Source organism: Nitrospinota bacterium (genome assembly GCA_027619975.1).
Taxonomy (GTDB): Bacteria; Nitrospinota; Nitrospinia; order Nitrospinales; family VA-1; genus JADFGI01.
This window is the reverse complement of the sequence record JAQCGX010000032.1, coordinates 1-23740: the sequence shown is the minus strand read 5'-3', so window position 1 is coordinate 23740 and position 23740 is coordinate 1. Positions and strand designations below refer to the sequence as shown.

Annotated in this window: 23 protein-coding genes; 9 read left to right on the top strand and 14 right to left on the bottom strand. The window is 49.6% G+C overall.

Annotated features, from left to right (window positions below; all coding sequences use genetic code 11):
- Positions 1–15: 15 nt before the first annotated feature.
- The 3 genes from O3C58_11290 to O3C58_11280 all read right to left on the bottom strand — a co-directional run bounded on the left by O3C58_11290 (position 16) and on the right by O3C58_11280 (position 2321).
- A complete protein-coding gene (locus O3C58_11290) occupies positions 16–306 on the bottom strand; it encodes a hypothetical protein (GenBank protein ID MDA0692437.1) in 291 nt (96 codons plus the stop codon).
- Positions 307–560: 254 nt separating this feature from the next.
- Positions 561–1367 carry an ABC transporter permease gene (locus O3C58_11285; GenBank protein ID MDA0692436.1) on the bottom strand — a complete coding sequence of 269 codons (807 nt, stop codon included), beginning with the start codon at positions 1365–1367 and terminating at the stop codon, positions 561–563.
- Positions 1368–1400: 33 nt separating this feature from the next.
- Positions 1401–2321: an ABC transporter permease gene (locus tag O3C58_11280; protein MDA0692435.1), complete on the bottom strand. Its 921-nt coding sequence runs from the start codon at positions 2319–2321 to the stop codon at positions 1401–1403.
- Positions 2322–2562: 241 nt separating this feature from the next.
- On the opposite strand from O3C58_11280, the gene O3C58_11275 reads away from it, so the two are divergent.
- The 3 genes from O3C58_11275 to uvrA all read left to right on the top strand — a co-directional run bounded on the left by O3C58_11275 (position 2563) and on the right by uvrA (position 8168).
- Positions 2563–4398, top strand: coding sequence for a menaquinone biosynthesis decarboxylase (locus O3C58_11275; protein ID MDA0692434.1), 1836 nt, complete (start codon positions 2563–2565; stop codon positions 4396–4398).
- 2 nt (positions 4399–4400) lie between these two features.
- The gene (locus O3C58_11270) at positions 4401–5258 is read left to right on the top strand and encodes an FRG domain-containing protein (GenBank protein ID MDA0692433.1); all 858 of its coding nucleotides are present in this window, start codon (positions 4401–4403) and stop codon (positions 5256–5258) included.
- Positions 5259–5336: 78 nt separating this feature from the next.
- Positions 5337–8168, top strand: coding sequence for an excinuclease ABC subunit UvrA (gene uvrA, locus O3C58_11265; protein ID MDA0692432.1), 2832 nt, complete (start codon positions 5337–5339; stop codon positions 8166–8168).
- A 31-nt stretch (positions 8169–8199) separates the two neighbouring features.
- Here uvrA and O3C58_11260 read toward each other — a convergent pair whose 3' ends face one another.
- From O3C58_11260 to O3C58_11215, 10 genes are all read right to left on the bottom strand, one after another.
- Positions 8200–8604 (bottom strand): F0F1 ATP synthase subunit epsilon, encoded by a 405-nt coding sequence (locus tag O3C58_11260; protein MDA0692431.1) that lies wholly within the window; start codon positions 8602–8604, stop codon positions 8200–8202.
- 1 nt (position 8605) lies between these two features.
- Positions 8606–10021, bottom strand: coding sequence for a F0F1 ATP synthase subunit beta (atpD, locus tag O3C58_11255; protein ID MDA0692430.1), 1416 nt, complete (start codon positions 10019–10021; stop codon positions 8606–8608).
- A 37-nt stretch (positions 10022–10058) separates the two neighbouring features.
- Positions 10059–10928, bottom strand: a complete 870-nt coding sequence (gene atpG, locus O3C58_11250) for an ATP synthase F1 subunit gamma (protein MDA0692429.1) — start codon at positions 10926–10928, stop codon at positions 10059–10061.
- A 9-nt stretch (positions 10929–10937) separates the two neighbouring features.
- A complete protein-coding gene (gene atpA / locus O3C58_11245; GenBank protein ID MDA0692428.1) occupies positions 10938–12440 on the bottom strand; it encodes a F0F1 ATP synthase subunit alpha in 1503 nt (500 codons plus the stop codon).
- Positions 12441–12992 (bottom strand): ATP synthase F1 subunit delta, encoded by a 552-nt coding sequence (atpH, locus tag O3C58_11240; protein MDA0692427.1) that lies wholly within the window; start codon positions 12990–12992, stop codon positions 12441–12443. It abuts the gene before it with no gap.
- Between the two features lie 42 nt (positions 12993–13034).
- Positions 13035–13556, bottom strand: a complete 522-nt coding sequence (gene atpF, locus O3C58_11235) for a F0F1 ATP synthase subunit B (protein ID MDA0692426.1) — start codon at positions 13554–13556, stop codon at positions 13035–13037.
- Positions 13557–13645: 89 nt separating this feature from the next.
- Complete coding sequence (atpE, locus tag O3C58_11230; protein ID MDA0692425.1) at positions 13646–13867, bottom strand: ATP synthase F0 subunit C; 222 nt, start codon at positions 13865–13867, stop codon at positions 13646–13648.
- Positions 13868–13892: 25 nt separating this feature from the next.
- The gene (locus tag O3C58_11225; protein ID MDA0692424.1) at positions 13893–14624 is read right to left on the bottom strand and encodes a F0F1 ATP synthase subunit A; all 732 of its coding nucleotides are present in this window, start codon (positions 14622–14624) and stop codon (positions 13893–13895) included.
- A gap of 24 nt (positions 14625–14648) precedes the next feature.
- The gene (locus O3C58_11220) at positions 14649–14897 is read right to left on the bottom strand and encodes an AtpZ/AtpI family protein (GenBank protein ID MDA0692423.1); all 249 of its coding nucleotides are present in this window, start codon (positions 14895–14897) and stop codon (positions 14649–14651) included.
- 163 nt (positions 14898–15060) lie between these two features.
- A complete protein-coding gene (locus tag O3C58_11215; GenBank protein ID MDA0692422.1) occupies positions 15061–15387 on the bottom strand; it encodes a 4Fe-4S ferredoxin in 327 nt (108 codons plus the stop codon).
- Positions 15388–15767: 380 nt separating this feature from the next.
- Between O3C58_11215 and holB the strand changes: the two genes are divergently transcribed.
- The 5 genes from holB to O3C58_11190 all read left to right on the top strand — a co-directional run bounded on the left by holB (position 15768) and on the right by O3C58_11190 (position 21606).
- Entirely contained in the window at positions 15768–16787 is a 1020-nt protein-coding gene (gene holB / locus O3C58_11210) for a DNA polymerase III subunit delta' (GenBank protein ID MDA0692421.1), read from the top strand.
- A 22-nt stretch (positions 16788–16809) separates the two neighbouring features.
- Positions 16810–17679: a regulatory iron-sulfur-containing complex subunit RicT gene (gene ricT / locus O3C58_11205; protein MDA0692420.1), complete on the top strand. Its 870-nt coding sequence runs from the start codon at positions 16810–16812 to the stop codon at positions 17677–17679.
- Positions 17680–17715: 36 nt separating this feature from the next.
- Positions 17716–19674, top strand: a complete 1959-nt coding sequence (gene metG / locus O3C58_11200) for a methionine--tRNA ligase (GenBank protein MDA0692419.1) — start codon at positions 17716–17718, stop codon at positions 19672–19674.
- Entirely contained in the window at positions 19671–21062 is a 1392-nt protein-coding gene (locus O3C58_11195; protein MDA0692418.1) for a YchF/TatD family DNA exonuclease, read from the top strand. Before metG ends, O3C58_11195 begins: the two co-directional genes overlap by 4 nt.
- Positions 21063–21219: 157 nt before the next feature.
- Entirely contained in the window at positions 21220–21606 is a 387-nt protein-coding gene (locus O3C58_11190; GenBank protein ID MDA0692417.1) for a DUF423 domain-containing protein, read from the top strand.
- Positions 21607–21619: 13 nt separating this feature from the next.
- Here O3C58_11190 and O3C58_11185 read toward each other — a convergent pair whose 3' ends face one another.
- A complete protein-coding gene (locus O3C58_11185; GenBank protein MDA0692416.1) occupies positions 21620–22450 on the bottom strand; it encodes a hypothetical protein in 831 nt (276 codons plus the stop codon).
- A gap of 114 nt (positions 22451–22564) precedes the next feature.
- Here O3C58_11185 and O3C58_11180 point away from each other — a divergent pair, with 114 nt between their 5' ends.
- Positions 22565–23320 carry a slipin family protein gene (locus tag O3C58_11180; protein ID MDA0692415.1) on the top strand — a complete coding sequence of 252 codons (756 nt, stop codon included), beginning with the start codon at positions 22565–22567 and terminating at the stop codon, positions 23318–23320.
- The last annotated feature ends 420 nt before the right edge of the window (positions 23321–23740 follow it).

Here is a 23740-nt window from a genome sequence, read left to right as displayed (position 1 = left end):
ACTTCTTTAAAAAATTTATTGCGAAGGTTTGGTCTGGGCCGGCGTCCAGCTACATCCTTCCAGAATCTGGCTCAAGTCTGTTCCAGACTTAGTCAGTTTACTCAAAATTTCTCCCAACTCGGTAGCCGAGAATGCCTTTAAATCGACCATGAAACTCTTTCGATAATTCGCCGCGTTGCATTTGATCCAGGCAAGAATACTTTCTTCTCCCTTATGATCCCCCGCTCCGCGTTGCTTTCTTCCCAAAAGATTGGTCTGTGAAACGCGAATAATTTCACATATGAGATCATCTTTGATTTGGCTCATCAATATTTCTCTATTCTCATTGAGCGACATCCCCATTTGGCACAAAAAGGGGTCAATCTATAACTATTTTAAAAACTTGTCAATTCGATATTCTTTTTCCAAGGTTCCTGTAAAAATATCAATAGGTTACATGAAAATAGCAAGTATGAAACACACCTTTTCCAGACCTTTATTTTATATTAAACAAAAAACCGATGAAAGAAAATAATGCGTCTCCATTCCGACGGAAAGGCTTTTCAGGCCAAATCCTACCTTCAGGCCCGAGGGTCCAAAGCGTCTCGTAACCCTTCTCCCAGAAAATTAAACGCAAGAATGGTTAAAAATATGGCCATTGCGGGAAAGAGAATCAGGTGCGGATAAAACTTGACCGCCGTCCAGCCATCGTTGGCCAGGGTTCCCCAACTGCTAAAAGGTGGCGTGATCCCCAGTCCAATAAAACTGAGGGTCGATTCGGCGAGAATGGTCACGGGGATGCGGAAGCTCAGGGTAATAATCAACAAACCAACCATATTGGGGAAAATTTCCCGTGTGAAGATGCGCAAATGACCGGCTCCAAGAGCCCTGGACGCCTCTATATAGGGCAATTCCTTGATGCGCAGAACTTCCCCACGAACCAGCCGGGCCACCGTCACCCAGCTGACAAGCGTTAAGGCAATGAAGATCCCCGTCACCCCCCGGCCCATCACCACCGTGATCAGAATGATCATCAAAAGATCGGGGAGCGCAAAGACCACATCGACGAAGCGCATCATGACGTTGTCCGTCCTTTTGCCGATATATCCCGAGACCGCGCCGTAAATCGTGCCGATGACGATCGCCAGTAACGTGGTGACCACCCCGACAAACAGAGAAACCCGCGCTCCGTAAATCATGCGGGATAATAAATCCCGGCCCAGGCGGTCCGTACCCAGCCAATTCGCCGGGTTGGGAGAAGCCAGGGTATTTAACGTGTCCTGAGTTTCATAGGAAAAGGGAGCCACCCACGGGGCGAAAATAGCGGCTAATGAGAGAAGCAACAAGAACAACGCGCTGAGTTTGGAGGATAGGGGGAATTTATTCATAAAGGGATCACGCTATTTTTGTCCACCTCTCAACTATTTCCCCAATGAAACTCTGGGGTCCAGCCAAACATAAAGCATATCGACCACTATATTGGCCAAAACGATCAACACCGCATACACCAGCGTCACCCCCATAATCAGCGGATAATCGCGGTTGGTCACGGCGGTGATGAAAAAACTGCCCATGCCGGGGATCGAAAAAATAAATTCGATGACGAACGACCCCGTCACCAGCCCGGCCACGAGCGGCCCCATCACCGAAACGATAGGATAAATGGAATTTTTAAGCGCGTGTTTCAACAACACCACAGGCTCCGACAATCCCTTGGCGCGCGCCGTGCGGATGTAATCGGATGTCAGCACGTCGAGCACCGTGGACCGGGTCAAACGGGCGATGTATCCGGCGAACCCTGCTCCCAAAGCGATGGCGGGCATCACCACATGACGCGGCCCCTCCCATAAAGCCGGAGGCAGCCAATGCAGTTTATGGGAAAGCCCCCAGACCAGTACCGTTCCCAATACAAAACTGGGGACGGAAATCCCCAACGTCGCCACAAAAACACAGGTCCGGTCCACCGCCGAGTTGCGCCAATAAGCGGATATGATTCCCGCTGGAATGCCAAAACCTAAAATGACCACCACCGCGCAGAGGCCCAACGTCAATGACACGGGAAACGTTTCTGCGATAATAGCGGACACATCCCGGCCAATGTATTTATAAGACGGCCCCAGATCACCTTGCAACACCTGTTTCATATAAAGCAGGTATTGCGTTATCAGCGGTTCATTGAGATGATACTTGGCTTCGATATTGGCGATAATCTCAGGAGGCAGTTTTTTCTCGGTGTCGAACGGTCCGCCGGGAACGAGATGCATGATGCCGAAGGTTAATGTGATAACCGTGATCAATACCGGAATGCCATGCAGTAAGCGTTTAAAAAAGTAGAAAATCATTGCGCCATCTTATCACATGGAAAAGAATGCGGACAGATACGCACAAGGGTTGCTCCGTCTTTCCGGCGTAAGATATACTCGAACCAGAAAATCTCCCCAACCCCCTTCGTAGAAGGGGGAGCAGGTTCCCCCCTTTTTAAAGGGGCCAGGGGGATTTTGATTTGCACCTATTGATTAAAAGCAAGAAAAAAATTAAGAACCCTCTTGCGCATAAGTCTCTTTAAAAATTTCTAAAAAAATTATGGCCTTCTACTCCCTTAAAGAATTTATCGTTGCGCTCGAGCAGGAAGATGAGCTGGTGCGAATCTCGGAGCCGGTTTCTCCCGTTCTGGAGATTGCCGAGATCACCGACCGGGTGTCCAAAATGCCCGGCGGCGGCAAAGCGTTGTTATTCGAAAACGTGGAAGGCTCCGCCATGCCGGTGCTGATCAATGCGTTCGGCAGTACGCGCCGCATGAACCTGGCTCTTGGCGTTGACGACATCGAAGATATCGCGCGGGAAATTGACCGTTACCTGAAAATCGCCCCACCTGCGACGCTTCTGGATAAAGTCAAACTGCTTCCGCTATTATTGAACGCGGCGAATTTCCCGCCAAAAATAGTGGGTGCCAGCAAGGCCCCCTGTCAGGAAGTGGTGCACACAGGCGACGCCGTCGATCTTGGAACCATTCCCATTCTCCAGTGCTGGCCCGATGACGCCGGACGGTTCATTACCTTGCCTGTCGTTATCAACCGCAGTGCCGACGATAAATTGAGAAACGTCGGCCTCTACCGCATGCAGGTCTACGATAAAAATACCACCGGCATGCACTGGCACATCCATAAGGACGGGGCGCATTTTTTCCACGAGTACCGCCGTCAAAATAAGAGAATGGAAGTTGCGGTCGCCATCGGCGCCGATCCTGCGGTGTGCTATGCCGCGTCCGCTCCCCTGCCCTACGGCATCGATGAATTTCTGCTGGCGGGCTTCATCCGTAAATCGGCAGTGCCGCTGGTGAAATGTAAGACGGTGAACCTTGAGGTCCCGGCCACGGCAGAAATCGTTCTCGAAGGTTATATCGACCCCAATGAGATGCGGTTGGAAGGTCCCTTCGGCGATCACACCGGATACTATTCGCAGGATGACGACTACCCGGTATTCCATGTGACCGCCATCACCCACCGCAAAGATCCCGTCTACCTGACCACCATCGTCGGCATTCCGCCGCAGGAAGATTATTATCTGGGCAAGGCGACGGAGCGCATCTTTCTGCCGCTCATGCGCACGCAACTGCCGGAAATCGTCGATATGGACATGCCGCTGGAAGGCGTGTTTCACAACTCGGTGATCCTCTCCATCGACAAACGCTATCCCATGCAGGCCCGGCGCCTGATGAGCGCCCTGTGGGGCCTGGGGCAGATGAGTTTTGTTAAAACCATTCTGGTGGTCGATGCGGATGTAGATGTTCACAGCACTGAAGCCGTTCTCAAGGTGCTTCTCAACCGCATGGATTTAAAACGTGATTTGTTTTTCTCGGAAGGCATTCTCGACGTTTTGAACCACGGCTCCGATCAGGCCCTGTATGGCTCGAAACTGGGAATCGACGCCACCACAAAAATCGAAGGTGAACCGGGGTTTGGAGAAGATCTTTTGACTCGCCGCCCATCCGCAAATCTGCCCAACCCGAAGGCGGTGGTCGATCGGTTCAAAGAAGTGAAGGATTGCAGAATTCTGGATTTAGAAGTCCGGCATCCCGTGATGTTCGTGGCCTACGATAAAACCCGTCCTCATCAGCCGAAGGAATTCATTTCCGCTTTTTTCAAGAATCCGGGATTTGCCACGATATCCATCCTCATCGTCCTGGAAGCCCATGTCGATTTGCAGGATTATTCTCAAGTCATGTGGAAGTTCTTCAACAACCTCGACCCCAAACGGGATTTTCATTTTGTGGGAAAAAACCTGGGAATCGACGTGACCCGCAAACTCCCCGAGGAAGGCTATGAGCAGGATTGGCCCGATGAAATCGTCATGTCCCAGGCGATTAAAGATCAGGTGCAGGGGAAATGGGGAAAATTGTTTGGTGAGGAAAGGAGATAGCCATGTCTCATGAATCAAAGAAAGATAAAAATTCTAGCATAAAGAAAATTCCTTTAAAAAGTTGGGAAGAATTTGAAGATGCAATTGAGGAGGAATACCAATCTCATGAGGAATTAAAAAAAAGTTACCCTAAGGTTCCTAACCTTTTATTTAGAGGCCAAAAAAACGCTTGTTGGCCATTGGAAACAACTCTTGAAAGATATGTTAGAGATAAAAAGGTGACTAAGCGGGAATACTCTCAGGAAGAATATTTAAATATTCTTAAGGCTGTTAAGCCCGCGATTAATTCACTGGCAAACAAGCCTGAGTTTGAAAAATTTTCCAATGATCCATTAGCTAAAGAACCTTCTTATTATGAATTCATGATTTATATACGGCATCATGGTTTTCCATCACCCTTATTGGATTGGACGCGTTCTCCTTACGTGAGCGGCTATTTTGCATTCAATGACTCAAAGGATGAGATGGATGAGGACGTTGCTATTTATTCATTTTTGGAAAAAGAGCTCTGGTTTAAATCGGCGAGTTCAAATACGCCTCAAATTTTAGGGTTAGGTTCTGACGTAGTGGCACACAAAAGACATTATCAACAGCAAGGTGAGTACACAGTTTGCTTTATTGAGCCTACAGGTAGCGGATTTGTTTACGGTAACCCCAATAACAGAATTTTTACCAGTCACGAAAAAGTTACATTTGGTGACAGTCAAGACTTCCTAAGGAAGTATATTATTCCCTCCACGGAGAGAAAAAAGGTTCTGAGGAAACTTGACCTCATGAACATTAACGCTTTCTCACTTTTTGGAAACGAAGAAAGCTTAATGGATACACTTGCCTACCAGGAAATTGAAAAGAGACGATAGCTATTTGGTGATGTATAATTCAATTCCATCCATTTTTTTCTATTCTATATTCTAAATTCTTAACTCCTTATTTAATAAATGGCATCAGACAGTCTAATAATTAAAGGCGCACGAGAACACAACCTCAAAAATATTTCCCTGACGCTTCCGAGAAACAAGCTGGTGGTCATCACCGGCTTGAGCGGTTCCGGCAAATCTTCGCTGGCCTTCGACACCATCTATGCCGAGGGACAACGCCGCTATGTGGAATCTCTTTCCGCTTACGCCCGTCAATTTCTGGAATTGATGGAAAAGCCGGACGTCGATTCTATCGAGGGGCTTTCCCCTGCCATTTCCATCGAGCAGAAAACGTCGAGCCGGAACCCACGGTCCACGGTGGGCACCGTCACTGAAATTTACGATTATCTGCGGCTCTTGTTCGCCCGTGTCGGGCAGGTGTTTTGTTACGGATGCGACCGCCGCATCTCTTCGCAAACGGTGCAACAAATCACCGACCAGGTGCAAGAGATTCCCCTGGGAGAAAAAATCATCATCCTCTCTCCACTGGTCCAGAATCGAAAGGGTGAATTTAAAAAAGAGTTGGCCGGACTGCGAAGAAATGGATTCGTCCGCGCACGGGTCAATGGCAATGTCGTGTCTCTCGACGAAGAAATCGTGCTGGATAAAAAGTTCAAGCACACGATTGAAGCGGTGGTGGACCGTCTGGTCATTAAAGAAAACATGGGCAAACGCCTGGCAGACTCGGTGGAGATGGGCCTCATTCAGGGAGAGGGATCACTGGTCGTATCCATCCTCGGCGAAAACGGATCCGGCAAGGAATTGCTGTTCAGCGAAAAATTCGCCTGCAATTACTGCGGCATCAGTTATCCCGAACTGGAACCACGGCTGTTTTCTTTCAATAATCCTAATGGAGCCTGCTCGAAATGCGATGGACTGGGAAACAAGATGGTGATCGATCCCGATCTGGTGGTTCCCGACCCCGGTTTGTCCCTTCGTGACGGAGCTTTCAAGCCTTGGGAAAATAAAAACTCCATGCCCTTTCATCAAATGCTGGACACCATCGCCACGCATTTTAAATTCAAACTCACCAAGCCATTCAAGGATCTGCCAAAAGATATACAAAAAACCCTTTTGTACGGCGCAGGTAAGGAAGAGATCCAGTATTATTATGAAAAGGACAATCGCCGTCACTTTTACACGGGAACCTTCGACGGGATCATCCCCGAACTGGAACGGCGTTACCGCGAAACCGATTCCCATTCCATACGCGAGGACATCGCCAAATACATGCGCCCCCTGCCCTGCTCAATGTGCAACGGCACCCGTTTGAAAAAAGAAGCCCTGTCCGTCCGCATCGGCGGCCAAAACATCGTGGCGCTGACGGCCCTGTCGATCACCCGGCTGGCGGATTTTTTTGACCAACTCAAACTGACAACGCAGGAACAATCCATCGCCCGCAGAATCGTCAAGGAAGTCAAGGAAAGGCTCGGGTTCCTGTGCAACGTAGGACTCAACTACCTGACCCTGGGCCGTTCCGCCGCCACGCTTTCCGGAGGAGAGAGCCAGCGCATCCGCCTGGCGACGCAAATCGGCTCCAGTCTCATGGGGGTCCTGTATGTGTTGGATGAACCGAGCATCGGCCTGCACCAGCGGGACAACGACCGTCTGTTAAACACCCTGACCCGGCTTCGGGATCTGGGAAACACGGTGATCGTGGTCGAGCACGATGAAAAGACCATTCTCGCTTGCGACCACGTCGTCGACCTGGGACCGGGCGCGGGTCGGCATGGAGGCCATGTGGTATTTACCGGGCCACCTGAAAAAATGCTGAAAGATAAAAATTCCCTCACCGGGCAATACCTTTCGGGCAGAAAGAAAATTCCGCTTCCCAAAACCCGCCGCAAGGGCAACGGGAAAACCCTCACCATCACGGGAGCCCGACAAAACAACCTCAAAAATGTGCATGTCGAAATTCCCCTGGGAACTCTCGTGTGCGTGACCGGGGTGTCCGGTTCCGGAAAAAGCACCCTGATCATAGATATCCTCTTTAAAGCCCTGTCCCAGCATTTCTGGAGGTCCACCGACAAGCCCGGAAATTTTGAAAAAATCACCGGCATTCAATACCTCGACAAAGTAATCGATATCGATCAGTCACCCATCGGCAGAACCCCCCGCTCCAACCCGGCCACTTATACGGGGGTCTTCACCCTCATTCGCGAGTTGTTCAGCCAGGTTCCGGAAGCCAGAGTCCGTGGATACAAACCCGGCAGATTCAGCTTTAACGTCAAGGGCGGCCGCTGTGAAGCCTGTCAGGGCGACGGCGTGTTGAAAGTCGAAATGCATTTTCTTCCCGATGTGTTCGTCACCTGCGAAGTTTGCAAGGGCAAACGGTTCAACCGGGAAACTCAGGAAATTCTTTATAAAGGCAAGAACATCGCCGATGTGCTGGAGATGACGGTGGAGGAAGCCGCCGAATTTTTTAAAAATATCCCCGGCGTCAAAATCAAACTGCAAACTCTGGTCGAGGTGGGTCTCGATTATATCCATCTGGGCCAGCCGGCCACCACGCTATCCGGCGGCGAGGCGCAACGCGTGAAGCTCTCCAAAGAATTGAGCAAACGCAGTACCGGGCAAACCCTCTATATTTTAGATGAGCCGACAACGGGACTGCATTTCGCCGATATCGAACAGCTCCTCGTCGTTATTTCAAAACTGGTGGATGCAGGCAATACCGTGGTCATCATTGAACACAATTTGGATGTCATCAAAACGGCGGATCATATTATCGATCTCGGACCTGAGGGGGGAGATAATGGCGGCCAGATTCTCGCGGAGGGAACTCCGGAAGCGGTGAGTCAGAATAAAAATTCCTTCACCGGACAGTATTTAAAGGAAGTTCTTGAGAAATAGGGTAAAGGGTGGAATGCCTCCTACTGGGGTCTTAGTCTTTCGTATGCTCCAAACGGGCCACGGCGCGGAACAGGTCGTCCTGGGCTTCTTTAAACGCTTCGTCGGTGAGATCGGTCTGACCGAGAATTTTTTCCGCTTTGACTTTCGCACTTTCCGCCCGTTCCCGGTCGACCTCATGGGAAAATTCGGCGGCCTCGGCCAAAATGATCACCCGGTTATCGGTCACTTCCAGATACCCGCCGCTCACGATAAGCTGAGTGGTTTGCTCTCCCTTTTCGTAGGACAGAGATCCGGGGCGCAGGTTGGTGATAATGGGCGCGTGACCGTAAAGGATGCCCAGATCCCCTTCCGAACCGGGGACGTTGACCTGGTCCACTTCCTCATTGACCACCAGCTTCTCGGGGGTCACGATACTCAATGTCAGTTGATCGGCCATATCAGGATTTCGCTTTCAATTTCTTTTCTTTTTCCATAACTTCATCAAGGTTGCCAACCATATAGAAAGCCTGCTCGGACACATCGTCCATTCGCCCTTCCAGGATTTCCTTGAAACCTTCGACGGTATCTTTCACTTTTACATATTTCCCTGGTGAGCCGGTAAAAACTTCGGCGACGAAAAAGGGTTGTGATAGATATTTCTGAATTTTCCGGGCGCGCATAACAGTCGCTTTGTCTTCTTCCGACAGTTCGTCCATTCCGAGAATTGCAATGATGTCCTGAAGATCTTTATAGCGCTGAAGAACTTTTTGAACTCCACGAGCCACATTGTAATGATCATTACCTAAAATCTCAGGGTCAAGGATGCGGGACGTAGAATCCAGGGGATCAACGGCAGGATAAATTCCAAGCTCCGAGATGCGCCGGTTCAAAACGGTGGTCGCATCGAGATGCGCGAACGTCGTCGCCGGAGCCGGATCGGTCAAGTCATCGGCAGGAACATAAACTGCCTGTACGGACGTGATCGAGCCCTTTTTAGTGGATGTGATGCGTTCCTGCAGGTTGCCCATTTCCGTAGCCAGTGTCGGTTGATAACCAACCGCCGAGGGGATACGCCCCAACAGAGCGGATACTTCCGACCCTGCCTGGGAGAAACGGAAAATATTATCGATGAACAGCAGTACGTCTTGTCCGCCAACATCACGGAAATACTCCGCCATCGTCAAGCCCGTCAATGCGACACGCATTCGAGCGCCGGGAGGCTCCGTCATCTGGCCATAGATCAGCGCGGTTTTGTCGATAACATTGGAATCCACCATCTCATGATAAAGATCGTTTCCTTCACGGGTTCTTTCGCCAACTCCAGCAAACACCGAATAGCCACTGTGCTCAGCGCCGATATTACGGATCAATTCCATGATGAGAACGGTCTTGCCCACGCCCGCGCCACCGAAAAGTCCGGTTTTTCCGCCCTTGAGATAAGGCTCGAGAAGGTCAATGACCTTGATCCCGGTTTCCAGCATTTCCATTTTGGTGTCTTGTTCCTCGAAGGAAGGCGCATCGCGATGAATGCTCCATCGTTCCTTGGACTGCACAGGAGGCTTTTTATCGGCAGGTTCCCCGACAACATTCAAAATTCGCCCCAGGACTTCTTCTCCAACCGGAACGGTGATCGGTGCGCCGGAATCTTCCACATCCATGCCGCGGACCAATCCGTCTGTCGGGTGCATGGAAACGGTACGAACCGAGTTGTTGCCAAGATGCAGTGCCACTTCACAAACAATGTCTCCCTCCCCCTCAATGGGGTTTTTGATGCGGACCGCATTGTACAATGCGGGCAATGTTCCGTCTGCAAAGCTAACATCCACAACGGGACCCATCACCTGGGAGATTTTTCCAATATTTTTTCCGCTCATTGAGATCCTTCCTCCACGATTCTTGAATTTCCTGTCATCAGGACTTTAACGCTTCGGCCCCGTTTACGATTTCTATTAATTCTTTGGTGATATAGGCCTGCCGGGCTTTATTGTACGTCAAGCTCAGGCCGTTGATCATATCACCGGCATTCCGCGAGGCATTGTCCATCGCCGTCATCCGAGCCCCCTGCTCACTGGCGCTGGACTCCAGCAACGCACGATACACTTGCACGGTCATATACCGCTGTAAAAGTGCATCCAGAATGGACTCTTCATCAGGTTCATAAATATATTCCGGCACATGATCCGTTTCTTTCACTGCTTCCAGAGGTTCGGGAACAACGGGCAGGAGTTGCTCGACGACCACTTCCTGTTGCATGACCGACTTGAACTCGTTGTAAACCATAAAAATTCTATCGACCTTTTTATCAATAAACATCCCGGCAAGAAGTTCGCCGATCTCCTGGGCTTTGGCATAATTGAAATCACGGGTCCAGTCGATGAACTCATGGGCGATTCTAGTGGTCCGATGTTTAAAATAATCCTTTCCCTTTTTGCCGGCCAGCACCAGACTCAAATTCTTACCCTGGTTTTCAGCGATTACTTTTGCGGCCCGGCGAACAATATTGCCGTTGAACCCGCCACACAAGCCTTTATCCGCCGTCACCACCATCACCAGGATATTTTCACCGTCACGTTGGTTGAGGAGGGCATGCAGGTCTGAATCGCACCGAGCAGAGATGTGATTCAACACATCCCGCAATTTCAGAGCATAAGGCCGCGCATCCTGAATGGCTTTCTGCGCCCTGCGCAACTTGGAAGCGGCAACCAGCTTCATGGCCTTGGTGATCTGCTGGGTGTTCTTGACGCTCTTGATTCTTCGCTTGATGTCTTTTAAGTTAGGCATGGCTTGTGTTTAGAATAACCCCTTGTATTCCGCGATGACTTCCTTCAGCTTGGCTTCCGTTGCATCGTCCAGCTTCTTTTCTTTTTCAATGCCGCTGATGATGTCAGGATATTTTTCACCAATAAAATTCAACAAACCACTTTCAAATTTCTTAACATCCTTTACGGCAATGTCTTCCAACAATCCGCGCACACCCACAAATATTGCAATGATCTGCTGGGCCACGGAAAGCGGCTTGTACTGATCCTGTTTCAGGATTTCAACCAGCCGTTCGCCCCGCGACAACTGTGACTGAGTCGCGGCGTCGAGGTCACTGCCAAACTGGGCAAATGCCGCCATTTCACGGTACTGAGCCAGATCGAGCCGCAACTGACCGGCCACCTGTTTCATGGCCTTGATCTGAGCGGCGCCGCCAACACGGGAAACCGACAATCCAACGTTGATCGCAGGCCGGACCCCCGAAAAGAAAAGATCGGTTTCCAAAAAGATCTGACCGTCGGTAATGGAAATTACATTGGTCGGGATATACGCCGAAACGTCACCCGCCTGGGTTTCGATGATAGGAAGAGCCGTCATGGAACCCGCGCCCAGTTCATCACTGACCTTGGCGGACCGTTCGAGCAATCGTGAATGGAGAAAAAACACGTCTCCCGGATAAGCTTCGCGTCCCGGAGGACGTCTCAGCAAAAGGGATAACTGGCGATACGCCGCGGCCTGTTTGGTCAGATCGTCATAAACGATAAGACAATGCTGCCCGTTATCGCGGAAATATTCACCCATCGCACAACCCGCATAAGGTGCAATGAACTGCATGGGAGCCGGCTCACTGGCAGATGCCGAAACAACAATGGTGTATTTCATCGCCCCATGTTGCTCCAGGGTTTTAACCACGCGGGCCACTGTGGAACGTTTTTGACCAACAGCCACATAAATACAGAATACGTTCTGACCCTTTTGATTGATGATGGTGTCAATCGCAACCGCTGTTTTTCCGGTCTGCCGATCGCCAATGATCAATTCCCGTTGACCACGACCGATCGGGATCATCCCGTCAATCGCCTTGATTCCGGTCTGCATGGGCTCGTGTACGGATTTTCGGTCGATGACGCCGGGTGCAATACGCTCAATAGGACCAAACTTACTGGTCTTCACAGGACCGCGACCGTCAATAGGCTCTCCGAGGCCGTTCACCACTCGACCGATCAACTCCGGACCGATGGGAACTTCCATGATGCGGCCGGTGCGCTTGACTTCATCGCCTTCTTTAATATCGCTGTCGAATCCAAGGAGAATGGCGCCCACATTATCTTCTTCCAGGTTCAGCACCATGCCGACCAAACCGCCAGGAAATTCCAAAAGTTCGCCGGACATCGCATTTTCCAACCCATAGATACGGGCAATACCGTCTCCAACCGAAATCACGCGACCCGTTTCTTTGAGCTCGACACTGTCTTCAAACCCCTGGATCTGTTTTTCGATCAGAGAACTAATCTCATCGGCTCGCAAACTCACTTAGGCTACCTCCTCTTTTTCCAATTTTTGTTTTAATAGCGTTAGGCGATTTTTGATGGTCGCATCGGCAACCTGATCTCCGATTTTCAGCTGAACGCCGCCTATCAGAGACTCATCCACGTGAGTATCAATCAAAACCGTCTTACCAAAATTATTGCTCAAGGCCGATCGCAACCGCTCGATATTGTCACTTGTCAAGTTGTCCGCCGAACGAACGGATACCCGTATCTGATTCAGCCTGCGATCAACGATTTTCTCAAAATATTCGGATATATTTTTGAGGAAGAGGACCTTATTTCTCTCCGACAACATCAACATCAAATTACGCACTCCCTGCTCCACCTTCAGCCGATCGCACAAGGCGCCGACCAGGTTGTTTTTCTTTTCCAGTGGGATGGCGGGGTTCGCAAAAATTCCGGACAATTGATTCTGCCCCGCAAACGCACTCTGAATCGCTTGCAAATTCTCCAGAACCGAGTTCAGCAGGGAATCGTCCTTGACGCTGCTGGACAGCGCCTCGGCATATCGTTTGCCTATCAAATTTTCAATCATTTTTCACAGTCTCTTGAGTTGCAGAACCTGAATTCATTACCATCAATTCATTCGCCCTTGCTGCATTTCTCTAATAACCTCTTCAATGGATTCTTCGGCGAGTTTTTTCCTATCCGCCGCATCCATCGTTTTTTTCAGAAATTTCTCGGTCGATGCGATCGTTAAAGCCGCCGTGTAACTGCGAATCTCCCCCAGAAGTTTATTGCGAGAGGCTTCAATCTCCCTCTCCATATCATTCTGCATCTGCTTCACCTTGGCCTGCGTCTCCTCAAGCGTTTTCTCCTGAATTTTCTTGGCCTCACCGGTCGCCATCTGCACAATGGTGGTGGCTTTTTCATGAGCGTTCTTGAGTTCCCGTTCCAGGTCTTCCATAACTTCGGTCGCATTTTGCTTTAATTTCTCGGCGCCTTCGATATCCGCACGAATCTTTTTCTCACGGTCATCAAGGGCATCCAGAATTGGCGGGAAGGCATACTTCTTCAGAAGCACAAACAACAGGCCAAAAGAAAGCAAAGACCAAAAAATAAGAGAACTGAAAACTTCGACTTGCTCAAACTGTGGCATCGTATCCCTTTCAATCGAAAAAGGAAGTGTTAGAACGTGGAACGGGTTTCATAAAAAGAAAACCCTTTTCCAGAAAAATAAAACCTGATCTAAGGCATGATGATAAATGCAATGACCAGGGCGTAAAGAGCAATCGCCTCAACCAGCGCAAACCCGATCCAGCAGTATTTCGCCACACGCGCTTCGGCGTTTGGCTGACGACCAACAGTTTCAATGGTTTTTGCAAAAATATAGGCAATTCCCAAAGCAGCGCCAAAAAAACCCGCCGCACACAACCCCATGCCAATAAATGCTGCTGCTCCTGCATCCATGCTCAATCTCCTTTTTTCACAATAATTAATGTAACTTGATCACGTCGCCAATATAAACACACGTCAGAGTGGTGAAGATATAGGCTTGAATAAAGGCAATCGCGATTTCCAATCCGTTGATGATTACCGTAAACCCAAATGGCATCCACCCGATCCACAGGGATGCACTCATTGCCAGTCCAAACAGAACGGCCAAAACCGTATGCCCTGCCGTCATGTTCGCAAACAACCGCACGGAAAGGGACAGGGGACGGGCCAGCATACTTATAATTTCTATGGGAATCATGACCGGAATCATGACTTTAGGAATTCCGGGAGGGACCAAAATAGTAAGAAAATGCAACCCGTGCTTTGCGAACCCGATCACCAGTGTCATCAAGAAAATGCCCACCGCAAACACGCCGGTGACAGCAATCTGGCTGGTGATGGTGTAAGACCCCGGAACCAACCCGATCAGGTTGCACGTCAAAATAAAAATGAACACTGTGGCCACAAACGAAAAATACTTCTTGCCTTCTTCCTTGCCGATAAATTCATCCACCATGCCCTTGATAAACTCCAAAGCGATTTCAAACACGCTTTGCAGTTTTCCCGGCACCACTTTCGTCCCTCTATTCACGACCAGCATGAACAACCCGAATACTATGACCAACCCCACCCACATGGCGATGACCGCCTTGTTGATGGAAATATCAACCCCCATAACGCTTAAGGGAATGATGGCATGCAGTTCAAAATGATGTAAGGGACTTTCCATAGTTTATTTTGATCGTCCTTGTCTTTAGTCGTTATTTTTTTCTTGATCGCTGTTTTCGAGTTCTTTTGTCATAGCCTGGGCGGCCCAGTAGACATTGAGCATCCCTGCAGCTCCCCCTAATACAACACCCACTGCAATCCCCCAGGGTTTTGTTCCAAAATAATGGTCTACGCCATACCCCATAACTGCGCCCAAGCCTGTCGCAACCGTCATTTCCGTCCCTAACCTGAATGCTACGCCCAAGCCCTGACGGAAGTCGTTGCTTTTGTTCATTATATTTTTTTGGGGAAACAGCCTAAAAGGAAAATGCGGGGCTATAGTACAACAACCTGTTTTGTTTGTCCAAAAAAGTTTTCCGAATTATTTTTTTGATGATCACCAAAGGTAAGAATACTTAATGGCCTAAACGGGAAAGTGATTTGACTAAAATTTCTTGTTAGTAGGGAAGCACCCCATACTTCTCCTCATACTCATCAATTGGAACCATATCAATGGCATCCCACGGGCATCCTTCCAAAAACGTGTCCATGGGCCCCTTGCTGATGCACTTTTTACAACCGATACATAAAAGTGCGTCCACCTCAACACGATTGAATATAGGAGCGTCCGGGTTCTCGACCTCATACATACAGCTATCAACGGGACACTCGGTGATACAGATCGGGGATCCACCGCAACCAGTGCAGGCATCGTTAATGACCGCCATTATTTTCGGTTTTCGTTTTCTTTGTACGCTCCTTTTTTCCTTTTCTTTAACGGCCATGAGCTATCCCATCGGTATATTTATAAGGAGAAACAGTTACCTTTACATGGTAACAAAACGAGAGCGATTATTACCAGATTATTAATCCATTTTCAATACAAACCATCAAGTTACTCGAGTTTTCAACTCTTTCTCAATATCAATATCCTCATAAAGAATCCCCCACATATCGCATCGATGGTTTTTCATTTACTCCACCTGGCGGCTGTATTAAGATAAACCGAGTTCTGAGGCGATGCCCCAAAAGAGAAGAGGGGTCGCCTCAAAAGCGAGAGGAAGGCGTTTTAACTTTCCGATTTTAAATAAAAAATTATCAACCTTGGAAATTCCCGTTCTCATTTCTGCTGAAAAATGGAAGAGATTGAAACCTATATAGAAAAATGTCATTCCAACGGATTCTGGGTCAGGACCAGCCCAAAAGAATCATCCAAAATGCGCTTCAGGACAATAGCGTAGCGCACGCTTATTTATTCTATGGTCCTGAAAGCATAGGGAAAAAGCTCACTGCGATCGAATTTGCCAAAACCTTGAATTGTGAGGTTTCCGGCCCACTGGAGTGCTGTGACAATTGCTCCTCCTGCCGAAAAATAGCTCAACGCATCCACCCTGACTTTTTTCTTCTCGAACCGGGAAAAAGTTCGCCCTCGGGAAGAGACGCTCTTATAAAGGTCGAAGAAATTCGTGAATTGCAAAAGAAGCTGGCCTACCTGCCTTATGAAGGAAAAACCAAGGTAGCAATCATCGATGGCGCTGAGTCCATGAATCCACAGGCCGCCAATAGCTTTTTAAAAACACTGGAGGAACCGCCATCGGCTACGGTCCTTATCCTGATCACCCAAAATCCGTATCGATTGCTTCCGACGATTGTCTCCCGTTGCCAGGGAGTAAAGTTTCACCCCTTGACTTCGGAAGAGGTCAAACAAATCCTTCAACAAACCCAGGAATCAGAAACCGGGGACGTTAATGAGGAAGGATTAGAGTTGAGGGCCTTACGATCCATGGGTCAAGTCAACAAGGCTTTAGAGGAAGATATTGCGACCACCCAGAATTACCGGGAAGATGTATTGAACCTGTTGGAAAAAGTGTCTTTCAAACGCATGGATGTGATTTTCAAATGGACTAGACTTTGGGCCAAACAGCCGGCCCAAATACAATCTTTGCTGGACGAAATGCTGAGTCTGGTGCGCGACCTGGCGGTCCTGAAAAATCCAGGAGCAAACACCCGGATTCTCAACCAGGACATTTTGGACCGTTTACAACCTTTGGCAGCCCAAAAAACGTTGGGAGCTCTGACCACCATGTTTGATTCGGTGCTGAAAACCAAATCAGCATTAACCGGCAACGCCAACCTGCAGCTTTCGCTTGATCATATGCTGATTCAGTTTTGTGAAGCCACTTAATACCTTCTGAAAAATAAAAGAGATGAATCTACTAACTCAAGAGTCCCCGGCTCCAGTCCAGGAAAAATCCGGCCCACGGTTCCTCATAGGAATCCGCGTCCGGGACAAGGGAAAATCCGAACTGTATGACCCCGGCACTCTTCAACTCCGTGTTGGCATGTCGGTCATCGTCGAATCCGGCAACGGTCAGGAGATTGGAGTTGTTGCCTCCAATAAAATCGGAAATTTTCTCAAGGAAAGCCCCCAATCATTTCATAAAGTCTTGCGGACGGCTAACGACAATGACCTGCAAGCAGATGAAAAACGGGAAGCCCAGGAAAACCGGGCGAAACATCTTTGTTTGCAAAAAATTACAGAATTAAAACTACCGATGAATTTGAGCCGGGTGGTCCACATTCCGTCCGCCAACAAAACCATGTTCTTTTTCACCGCCGAAGGCCGCGTTGATTTTCGCCTGTTGATCAAGGAACTGGCCTCGAATTTACGTCATCGGATCGAAATGAAACAGGTGGGTGTGCGGGACGAAGCGCGATCGATCAGTGGTTACGGTATCTGCGGGGAGTCTCTTTGCTGTTCGACCTTTCTCGAAGAGTTCACGCCGGTGACCATAAGAATGGCCAAAGATCAGGGGCTCGCACTCAACCCCAGCAAGATTTCCGGAGTCTGCGGACGCCTGATGTGCTGTCTCCAGTATGAGCATCAAACCTACAGGGAACTGCTTAAAGACCTCCCTAAATACGGAACACGGCTCGACACACCCGACGGCCCAGGCAAGGTGATGAAAAACCAGATCCTTGAACAAAAAGTTATTGTCCGTCTGGAGGATGATAATGTAATGACCTACGATTTGAATGAAGTGAAAGGTTTCCTTCAGAAAAAACTGCCCAAATAGACCTCAAATTTAATCCTGAAACTTGAAACGACCTCAATGCAAAAAAACGGAAAAAAATTCTTTGTCACCACGCCCATTTATTATGTAAACGATGTGCCGCATATCGGGCACGCCTACACCACCATCGCCGCCGATGTCGTCTCCCGTTACAAAAAACTGCAAGGATACGACGTATTTTTCCTCACCGGAACCGACGAGCACGGGCAAAAAGTCCATCAAGCGGCGAAAGAACTGGGTGTGGATGCCCAGGAACATGTCGACAAGCTCAATTGCCGGTTTAAGGAACTTTGGGTGCGTCTCAATATCTGCAATGACGATTTCATCCGCACGACAGAGGAACGGCACAAGAAAGTCGTCCATGAAATTCTGAATCAACTTTGGGAAAGAGGGGAAATCTACCGGAAAAATTATGAGGGATGGTATTGCATTCCCGATGAGAGGTTCTGGACGGAAAAGGATCTCGTTAAAGGCAATTGCCCGGAATGCGGACGCAAGGTGGAGAAGATCACCGAAAGCAATTACTTCTTCAAAATGGGCCAGTATCAGGATTGGCTGATCGAGCATATCAAGACCAATGAAACATTCATTCAACCCGCTTCCCGTAAAAATGAAGTGTTGGGGTTTTTGAGCAAACCGTTGGAAGATCTTTGCATTTCCCGTCCTGTCGATCGTATGCCCTGGGGCATCCCCCTGCCCTTCGACGACAGCTATGTCACCTACGTCTGGTTCGACGCGTTGATCAACTACATCTCCACCTTTGGAACACTCGATCAAATTCGCAAATGCGAATTCTGGCCTGCCGATCATCATCTGGTCGGCAAAGACATTCTGACCACTCATGCCGTATACTGGTCCACGATGCTCAAATCCATCGGTCTGCCGCTTCCCAAAAATATTTACGCGCATGGCTGGTGGACGGTGAACGGACAAAAAATGTCCAAATCCCTGCACAACGTGGTGGAACCAAATTTATTGATCGACCAGTTCGGCGTCGATGTCATCCGCTATTTCCTGATGCGGGAAGTGTCTTTCGGAATGGATGGGGATTTTTCCCACAAGGCGCTGATCGGGCGGCTCAACAGCGATCTGGCCAACAATCTGGGCAATCTCCTCAACCGCACAACCAACATGATCGGAAAATATTTTGAGGGGACTATTCCGCAACCGTCCACAGGCGGAGAGGAAGACGAAGCGCTGAAGAGCAAAGCATCGCAAACGTTGTCTGCGGTGCAGTCGCTCTATGACGAACTCGCCTACCACAAAATTCTCGCGACCATCTGGGAGCTGGTCGATGCCAGCAATCAGTACATCGTGAAAACCGGCCCCTGGAACCTGGCCAAAACCGATGAAGGCAAAGAACGCCTCAAAACGGTGATGTACCATTGCGCCGAAGCCTTACGAACCATCGCCATCCTGGTTTATCCCTTCATGCCGGAAAGCGCGGAATCCATGATGAAACAATTGGGCATTGAAACTTCCGCCCTTGAGCAGGGGATGGAATCCATTGCCCAATGGGGCGGGTTGAAACCCGGCAGTCAAACCCAATCGGCTGAGCAATTGTTCCCGAGAATGGAAGAAAAGGATGCGGAAAAAATCCTGCAAAGTGTGACCCTTGGCACCGAAACGGGGGGGGAACCTGCCGCGGAGAAATCAAAGGCTGAGGGGTTAGCCGAGCAGGTGACGATCGACGATTTCATGAAGATCGACCTTCGCACCGGAAAAATTCTGGAAGCCGAGAAAGTCAAAAAATCCAAAAAATTGATTCAGTTGAAAGTGGACATCGGCACGGAAACGCGGCAGGTGCTGGCCGGCATCGCCGAAGGCTACGAGCCCGACCAGTTGATCGGTCGAACGGTTGTTCTGGTGGCCAACCTCAAACCTGTAAAACTGATGGGAATTGAGTCTCAGGGAATGCTCCTTGCTGGCTCTGCCGATGGGAAACTCGTTCTGGCGGGATTTGACCAGGAACTGCCGCCTGGAGTGCGTGTAAGATGATCATCGACACCCACGCCCATCTCGATATGGACCAATACGACGCCGACCGCGACGAAGTCATTGAGCGTGCCCGCGCCAATGGCGTGGACTACATCCTCAATATCGGTTGTGATGTGGAAAGTAGCGCCCGCTCGCTGGAGCTGGCGGAACAATATGATTTCATTTATGCCACGGCGGGCATCCATCCGCATGACGTCAAATCGATCGACGATACCACGTATGCCGAACTGAGACGTCTGCTCGCCCACCCCAGGATGGTGGCGGTGGGGGAAATCGGTCTCGACTATTTCAAAAACTATTCGCCTCAGGATCTGCAACGCACGCATTTCAGAAATCAACTGGAACTGGCTAAAGAACTCGACAAACCCATCATCATCCATTGCCGGGACGCGAATGAAGACATGATCTCCATATTGTCCGAATTCTACAAACCTAATAACAGAGCCCGTTCCGGCATTTTTCATTGTTTCTCCGGAGACCAGAAACTGGCGGACAAAGCGCTGGAAATGGGATTTTATATCTCCTTCTCAGGCTCTGTGACGTTTAAAAAATCGGACGAGCTTCGCGCCGTTGCAAAAACCATTCCCGCCGACCGCCTGTTCGTCGAGACCGACTGCCCGTTCCTCACACCCGCCCCCAACCGGGGCAAACGCAACGAACCCTCTTTCGTCCACCACACCGCCCAGTTGGTTGCCGAGGTACGCGGACTCCGGGTGGAAGACGTTCAACGGACCACGGAACTGAACTTCTTTGAATTGTTCGGCATCGGTAAAAACGCGCCAACGGGAACGGTTTCTTACCAGATTCGCAACTCGCTTTACCTCAATCTGACAACGCGATGCACGGACGATTGCGTGTTCTGCACACGTCTCACCCGTCCCGTGGTGCAAGGCTACAATCTCAAGCTCGACCGCGAACCAACGGCCCAGGAGGTCTGGGAGTCGATCGATGATCCGACCAAATACGACGAGGTGGTGTTCTGCGGCTACGGCGAACCGACACTGAGGCTCGATGTCGTCAAAGAGGTAGCCAAAAAAATAAAAGCCGCCGGAGGCCGCGTGCGCTTAAACACCAACGGGCACGGCAACGTCATCAACAAAAGAAACATCCTCCCGGAACTTCAGGGGCTGATCGATGAGGTTTCGGTCAGTTTGAACACCGACACCTCCGAAGCCTACGACGAAATCTGCCGCCCCCTGCCGGCGTTCCGCAACGGCATTTACGACAAGATCAAGGAGTTCATCGCCGAGGCAAAAAAATATATTCCAAAAGTACAGGCCACCATCGTCACCCAACAGAAAGACGTGGATGAAACCGCCTGCGAGGAAATCGTCAAAAAAGAATTCGGAGTCGATTACCGGACCCGGCGTTACAATATGGTGGGCTAGCGGAGGCACAAAGGAACCAATGAATAATTAAATCCCTCCTCACCTTAATCCTCTCCTCTCAGAGGAGAGGAAATTATTAAAATCCCTCGCCCCCTTCAAGGGGAGAGGTCAGGTGAGGGGTCGGGAAACCACTGATGACCACGGAGGAATACAAATCATGAACTGGATTTCACTGGGCGCAGGATTGGGCGGATTAAGTGTTTTGCTCGGCGCATTTGGAGCGCATTCCTTAAAGGATCGCCTGACAGAACAAAAACTCGCAACCTTCCACACCGCCACCGACTACCTTGCCTATCATGCCCTGGCGCTCATTCTGGTTGGAATTCTCGTCTTAGTCCTTGGCGAAGCTGGAGAAAAAGCTTTAAAGAAAGTGGGCATCTTTTTCACCACCGGGATTGTGCTTTTCTCCGGCAGTCTCTACGCGCTGGCCTTCGACGGCCCGCGATTCTTTGGCCCCGTAACTCCCTTCGGCGGTCTCTTCTTCATGACCGGCTGGTTCACCCTCGCCGTTGTCGTCGCGAAACTGCTCAATGCAAAAAACTAAATTCTTTTTCAGGTTATAAATTGAGAGCCGCTTTCCATTTTTTCCGGTAGATCCAATAAAGCCCCAGACTCATAATGGCAATGACTGCCATGTGCAAACCAAGCGCCCGTGGGGCCAATACGGGGCCGAATTCAATCCTGCCGCGAATCTCCCCCGTGTAGTGTTTCAGTTTCTCCCCGTATTCGATCATCAGATGCACCGGGTAACTGCCGTTCAGGCTTTCCGCCGCCTTGACCACCGGCACTTGAAAAAATTTCCTCTCACCGCCCTGTAGAGTGAAGCCCATCATCCCCTTGAAGTTTTCCGCGATCAATCCCGGAGGCAATAAGAGCATCATGCGCACATTTTTGAGCGCCTGGGAATTGTTCTGCAAAAGGACATTTAAAACCGACCCTCCCGACTCAACGGAAGATTCGATCCTGCCCTCGACCACCGACACCACCGGCTCCTGAAAGTAAAACGAATCGGTATGCAATACAGTGGATGCAACCGATTGTTCCTTCTCGCTCTTGTAATGCGCCATCACCACCAGCGGATAGCGGCCTGCACGCATCACGGCGGGGTGATCGTTATTTTCCAGAGTCACCGTTTGTCCCGGTTCCAGTTTCGGGATCATCGGCAGCATCACATTCGTGTGATGAAAATGGAACATGGGATGAATGTGAAACAGAGGTTTGCTGGCGGTATTTTTAAGGGTCAAAAAAACCGTCACCCCTCCCCTGTCATCCACCTGACTTTTTGTGGACACTTGAAGGAGCGATTCATTGGCAAGCACAGGCTGGGCAATAATCAAACCCGATAAAAAAACGAAGCCTATTGCCAATCTAAATAACGGTGAAATCATTTGACGATCCTGATTTTTCCGGGAGTTTCACATCCCTTCAATTTTAACATAAGGAAATTGAAAACTGCTATTATGGTGGGGTCCGTTCCCGGAAAATTTCAAAGGAGAAATCTTATGGATGGCTTCATGGTAATAATCGTTGTACTGGCCCTTCTGATCTTCAGCGCGGTCAAAATCCTGCGGGAATACGAGCGAGGTGTCATCTTTCTCTTGGGGAAATTCTGGAAAGTCAAAGGCCCCGGCCTCATCATCGTGGTCCCCGGAATTCAGAAAATGGTCAAAGTCAGCTTGCGCACCGTGGTCATGGACGTGCCGCCTCAGGACATCATCACCAAAGACAACGTGACGGTGAAGGTGAATGCCGTGGTTTACTTCCGCGTGATCGACCCCCGAAGCGCCATCATCGAGGTGGAGGACTACCTCTATGCCACGTCGCAATTGTCGCAAACGACGCTCCGAAGCGTCCTCGGGCAAAGCGAGCTGGATGATTTGTTGTCGCGGCGGGATGAGATCAACGGGCACCTGCAGAAGGTGATCGACGAGCAAACCGAACCCTGGGGCGTAAAAGTGGCTAATGTAGAAGTCAAGAATGTGGACCTGCCACAGGAAATGCAGCGGGCCTTAGCCAAACAGGCGGAAGCGGAACGGGAACGGCGGGCAAAGGTGATCAACGCCCAAGGTGAATTCGAAGCGGCGCAGAAACTCGGCGAAGCGGCGGACCTGATCGGCGCGCATCCCCCGGCTCTGCAACTGAGGTTTCTGCAGACCCTCGTGGACATGTCCACCGAGCGCAGTACCACGACCTTCGTCCCCATCCCCATGGATCTGTTCGACCAGTTCCAGAAGACCAGACCTAAAAAGGAGGAATAGGGGGATTTTGAAAACTGTTGAGATGAAGAGAAAAAAACGAAGACATGCAGTCTTCATTTTTAAACCCATCTTTATTTTTGCGTTTAGTCTCCCTTTATGCCAGACCTATCGCTTCTTAACTTTATAGGTTTCTAATGGGCTTTGGCTGTCCGCATTAAAAATTGCAGACTTACTGGTCACGGCAGGAGAGCAGAAATTTAATCAAAACAGCCTCCTTCTTTCCTACCATTAGAGATAGACCTCACTGTAATATAAAAACTTATCCCGGACAAAATGGGTACACCCTAAATGTCAGTGATACAGGACTATAGGGAAGTGTTTTAGCAGGTTGCTGAAAAACTACTTTTGGGGCCTTAAAATGTTAATTTCAAGTTTACTGTTAATTTAAGAAAACCAAGTAGCACAGGCGACCTATCCTTA

Coding starts and splice junctions, on each gene's coding strand:
- O3C58_11290 (MDA0692437.1), bottom strand. CDS start 306: ATGAGCCAAATCAAAGATGATCTCATATGTGAAATTATTCGCGTTTCA.
- O3C58_11285 (MDA0692436.1), bottom strand. CDS start 1,367: ATGAATAAATTCCCCCTATCCTCCAAACTCAGCGCGTTGTTCTTGTTG.
- O3C58_11280 (MDA0692435.1), bottom strand. CDS start 2,321: ATGATTTTCTACTTTTTTAAACGCTTACTGCATGGCATTCCGGTATTG.
- O3C58_11275 (MDA0692434.1), top strand. CDS start 2,563: ATGGCCTTCTACTCCCTTAAAGAATTTATCGTTGCGCTCGAGCAGGAA.
- O3C58_11270 (MDA0692433.1), top strand. CDS start 4,401: ATGTCTCATGAATCAAAGAAAGATAAAAATTCTAGCATAAAGAAAATT.
- uvrA (MDA0692432.1), top strand. CDS start 5,337: ATGGCATCAGACAGTCTAATAATTAAAGGCGCACGAGAACACAACCTC.
- O3C58_11260 (MDA0692431.1), bottom strand. CDS start 8,604: ATGGCCGATCAACTGACATTGAGTATCGTGACCCCCGAGAAGCTGGTG.
- atpD (MDA0692430.1), bottom strand. CDS start 10,021: ATGAGCGGAAAAAATATTGGAAAAATCTCCCAGGTGATGGGTCCCGTT.
- atpG (MDA0692429.1), bottom strand. CDS start 10,928: ATGCCTAACTTAAAAGACATCAAGCGAAGAATCAAGAGCGTCAAGAAC.
- atpH (MDA0692427.1), bottom strand. CDS start 12,992: ATGATTGAAAATTTGATAGGCAAACGATATGCCGAGGCGCTGTCCAGC.
- atpF (MDA0692426.1), bottom strand. CDS start 13,556: ATGCCACAGTTTGAGCAAGTCGAAGTTTTCAGTTCTCTTATTTTTTGG.
- atpE (MDA0692425.1), bottom strand. CDS start 13,867: ATGGATGCAGGAGCAGCAGCATTTATTGGCATGGGGTTGTGTGCGGCG.
- O3C58_11225 (MDA0692424.1), bottom strand. CDS start 14,624: ATGGAAAGTCCCTTACATCATTTTGAACTGCATGCCATCATTCCCTTA.
- O3C58_11220 (MDA0692423.1), bottom strand. CDS start 14,897: ATGAACAAAAGCAACGACTTCCGTCAGGGCTTGGGCGTAGCATTCAGG.
- O3C58_11215 (MDA0692422.1), bottom strand. CDS start 15,387: ATGGCCGTTAAAGAAAAGGAAAAAAGGAGCGTACAAAGAAAACGAAAA.
- holB (MDA0692421.1), top strand. CDS start 15,768: ATGTCATTCCAACGGATTCTGGGTCAGGACCAGCCCAAAAGAATCATC.
- ricT (MDA0692420.1), top strand. CDS start 16,810: ATGAATCTACTAACTCAAGAGTCCCCGGCTCCAGTCCAGGAAAAATCC.
- metG (MDA0692419.1), top strand. CDS start 17,716: ATGCAAAAAAACGGAAAAAAATTCTTTGTCACCACGCCCATTTATTAT.
- O3C58_11195 (MDA0692418.1), top strand. CDS start 19,671: ATGATCATCGACACCCACGCCCATCTCGATATGGACCAATACGACGCC.
- O3C58_11190 (MDA0692417.1), top strand. CDS start 21,220: ATGAACTGGATTTCACTGGGCGCAGGATTGGGCGGATTAAGTGTTTTG.
- O3C58_11185 (MDA0692416.1), bottom strand. CDS start 22,450: ATGATTTCACCGTTATTTAGATTGGCAATAGGCTTCGTTTTTTTATCG.
- O3C58_11180 (MDA0692415.1), top strand. CDS start 22,565: ATGGATGGCTTCATGGTAATAATCGTTGTACTGGCCCTTCTGATCTTC.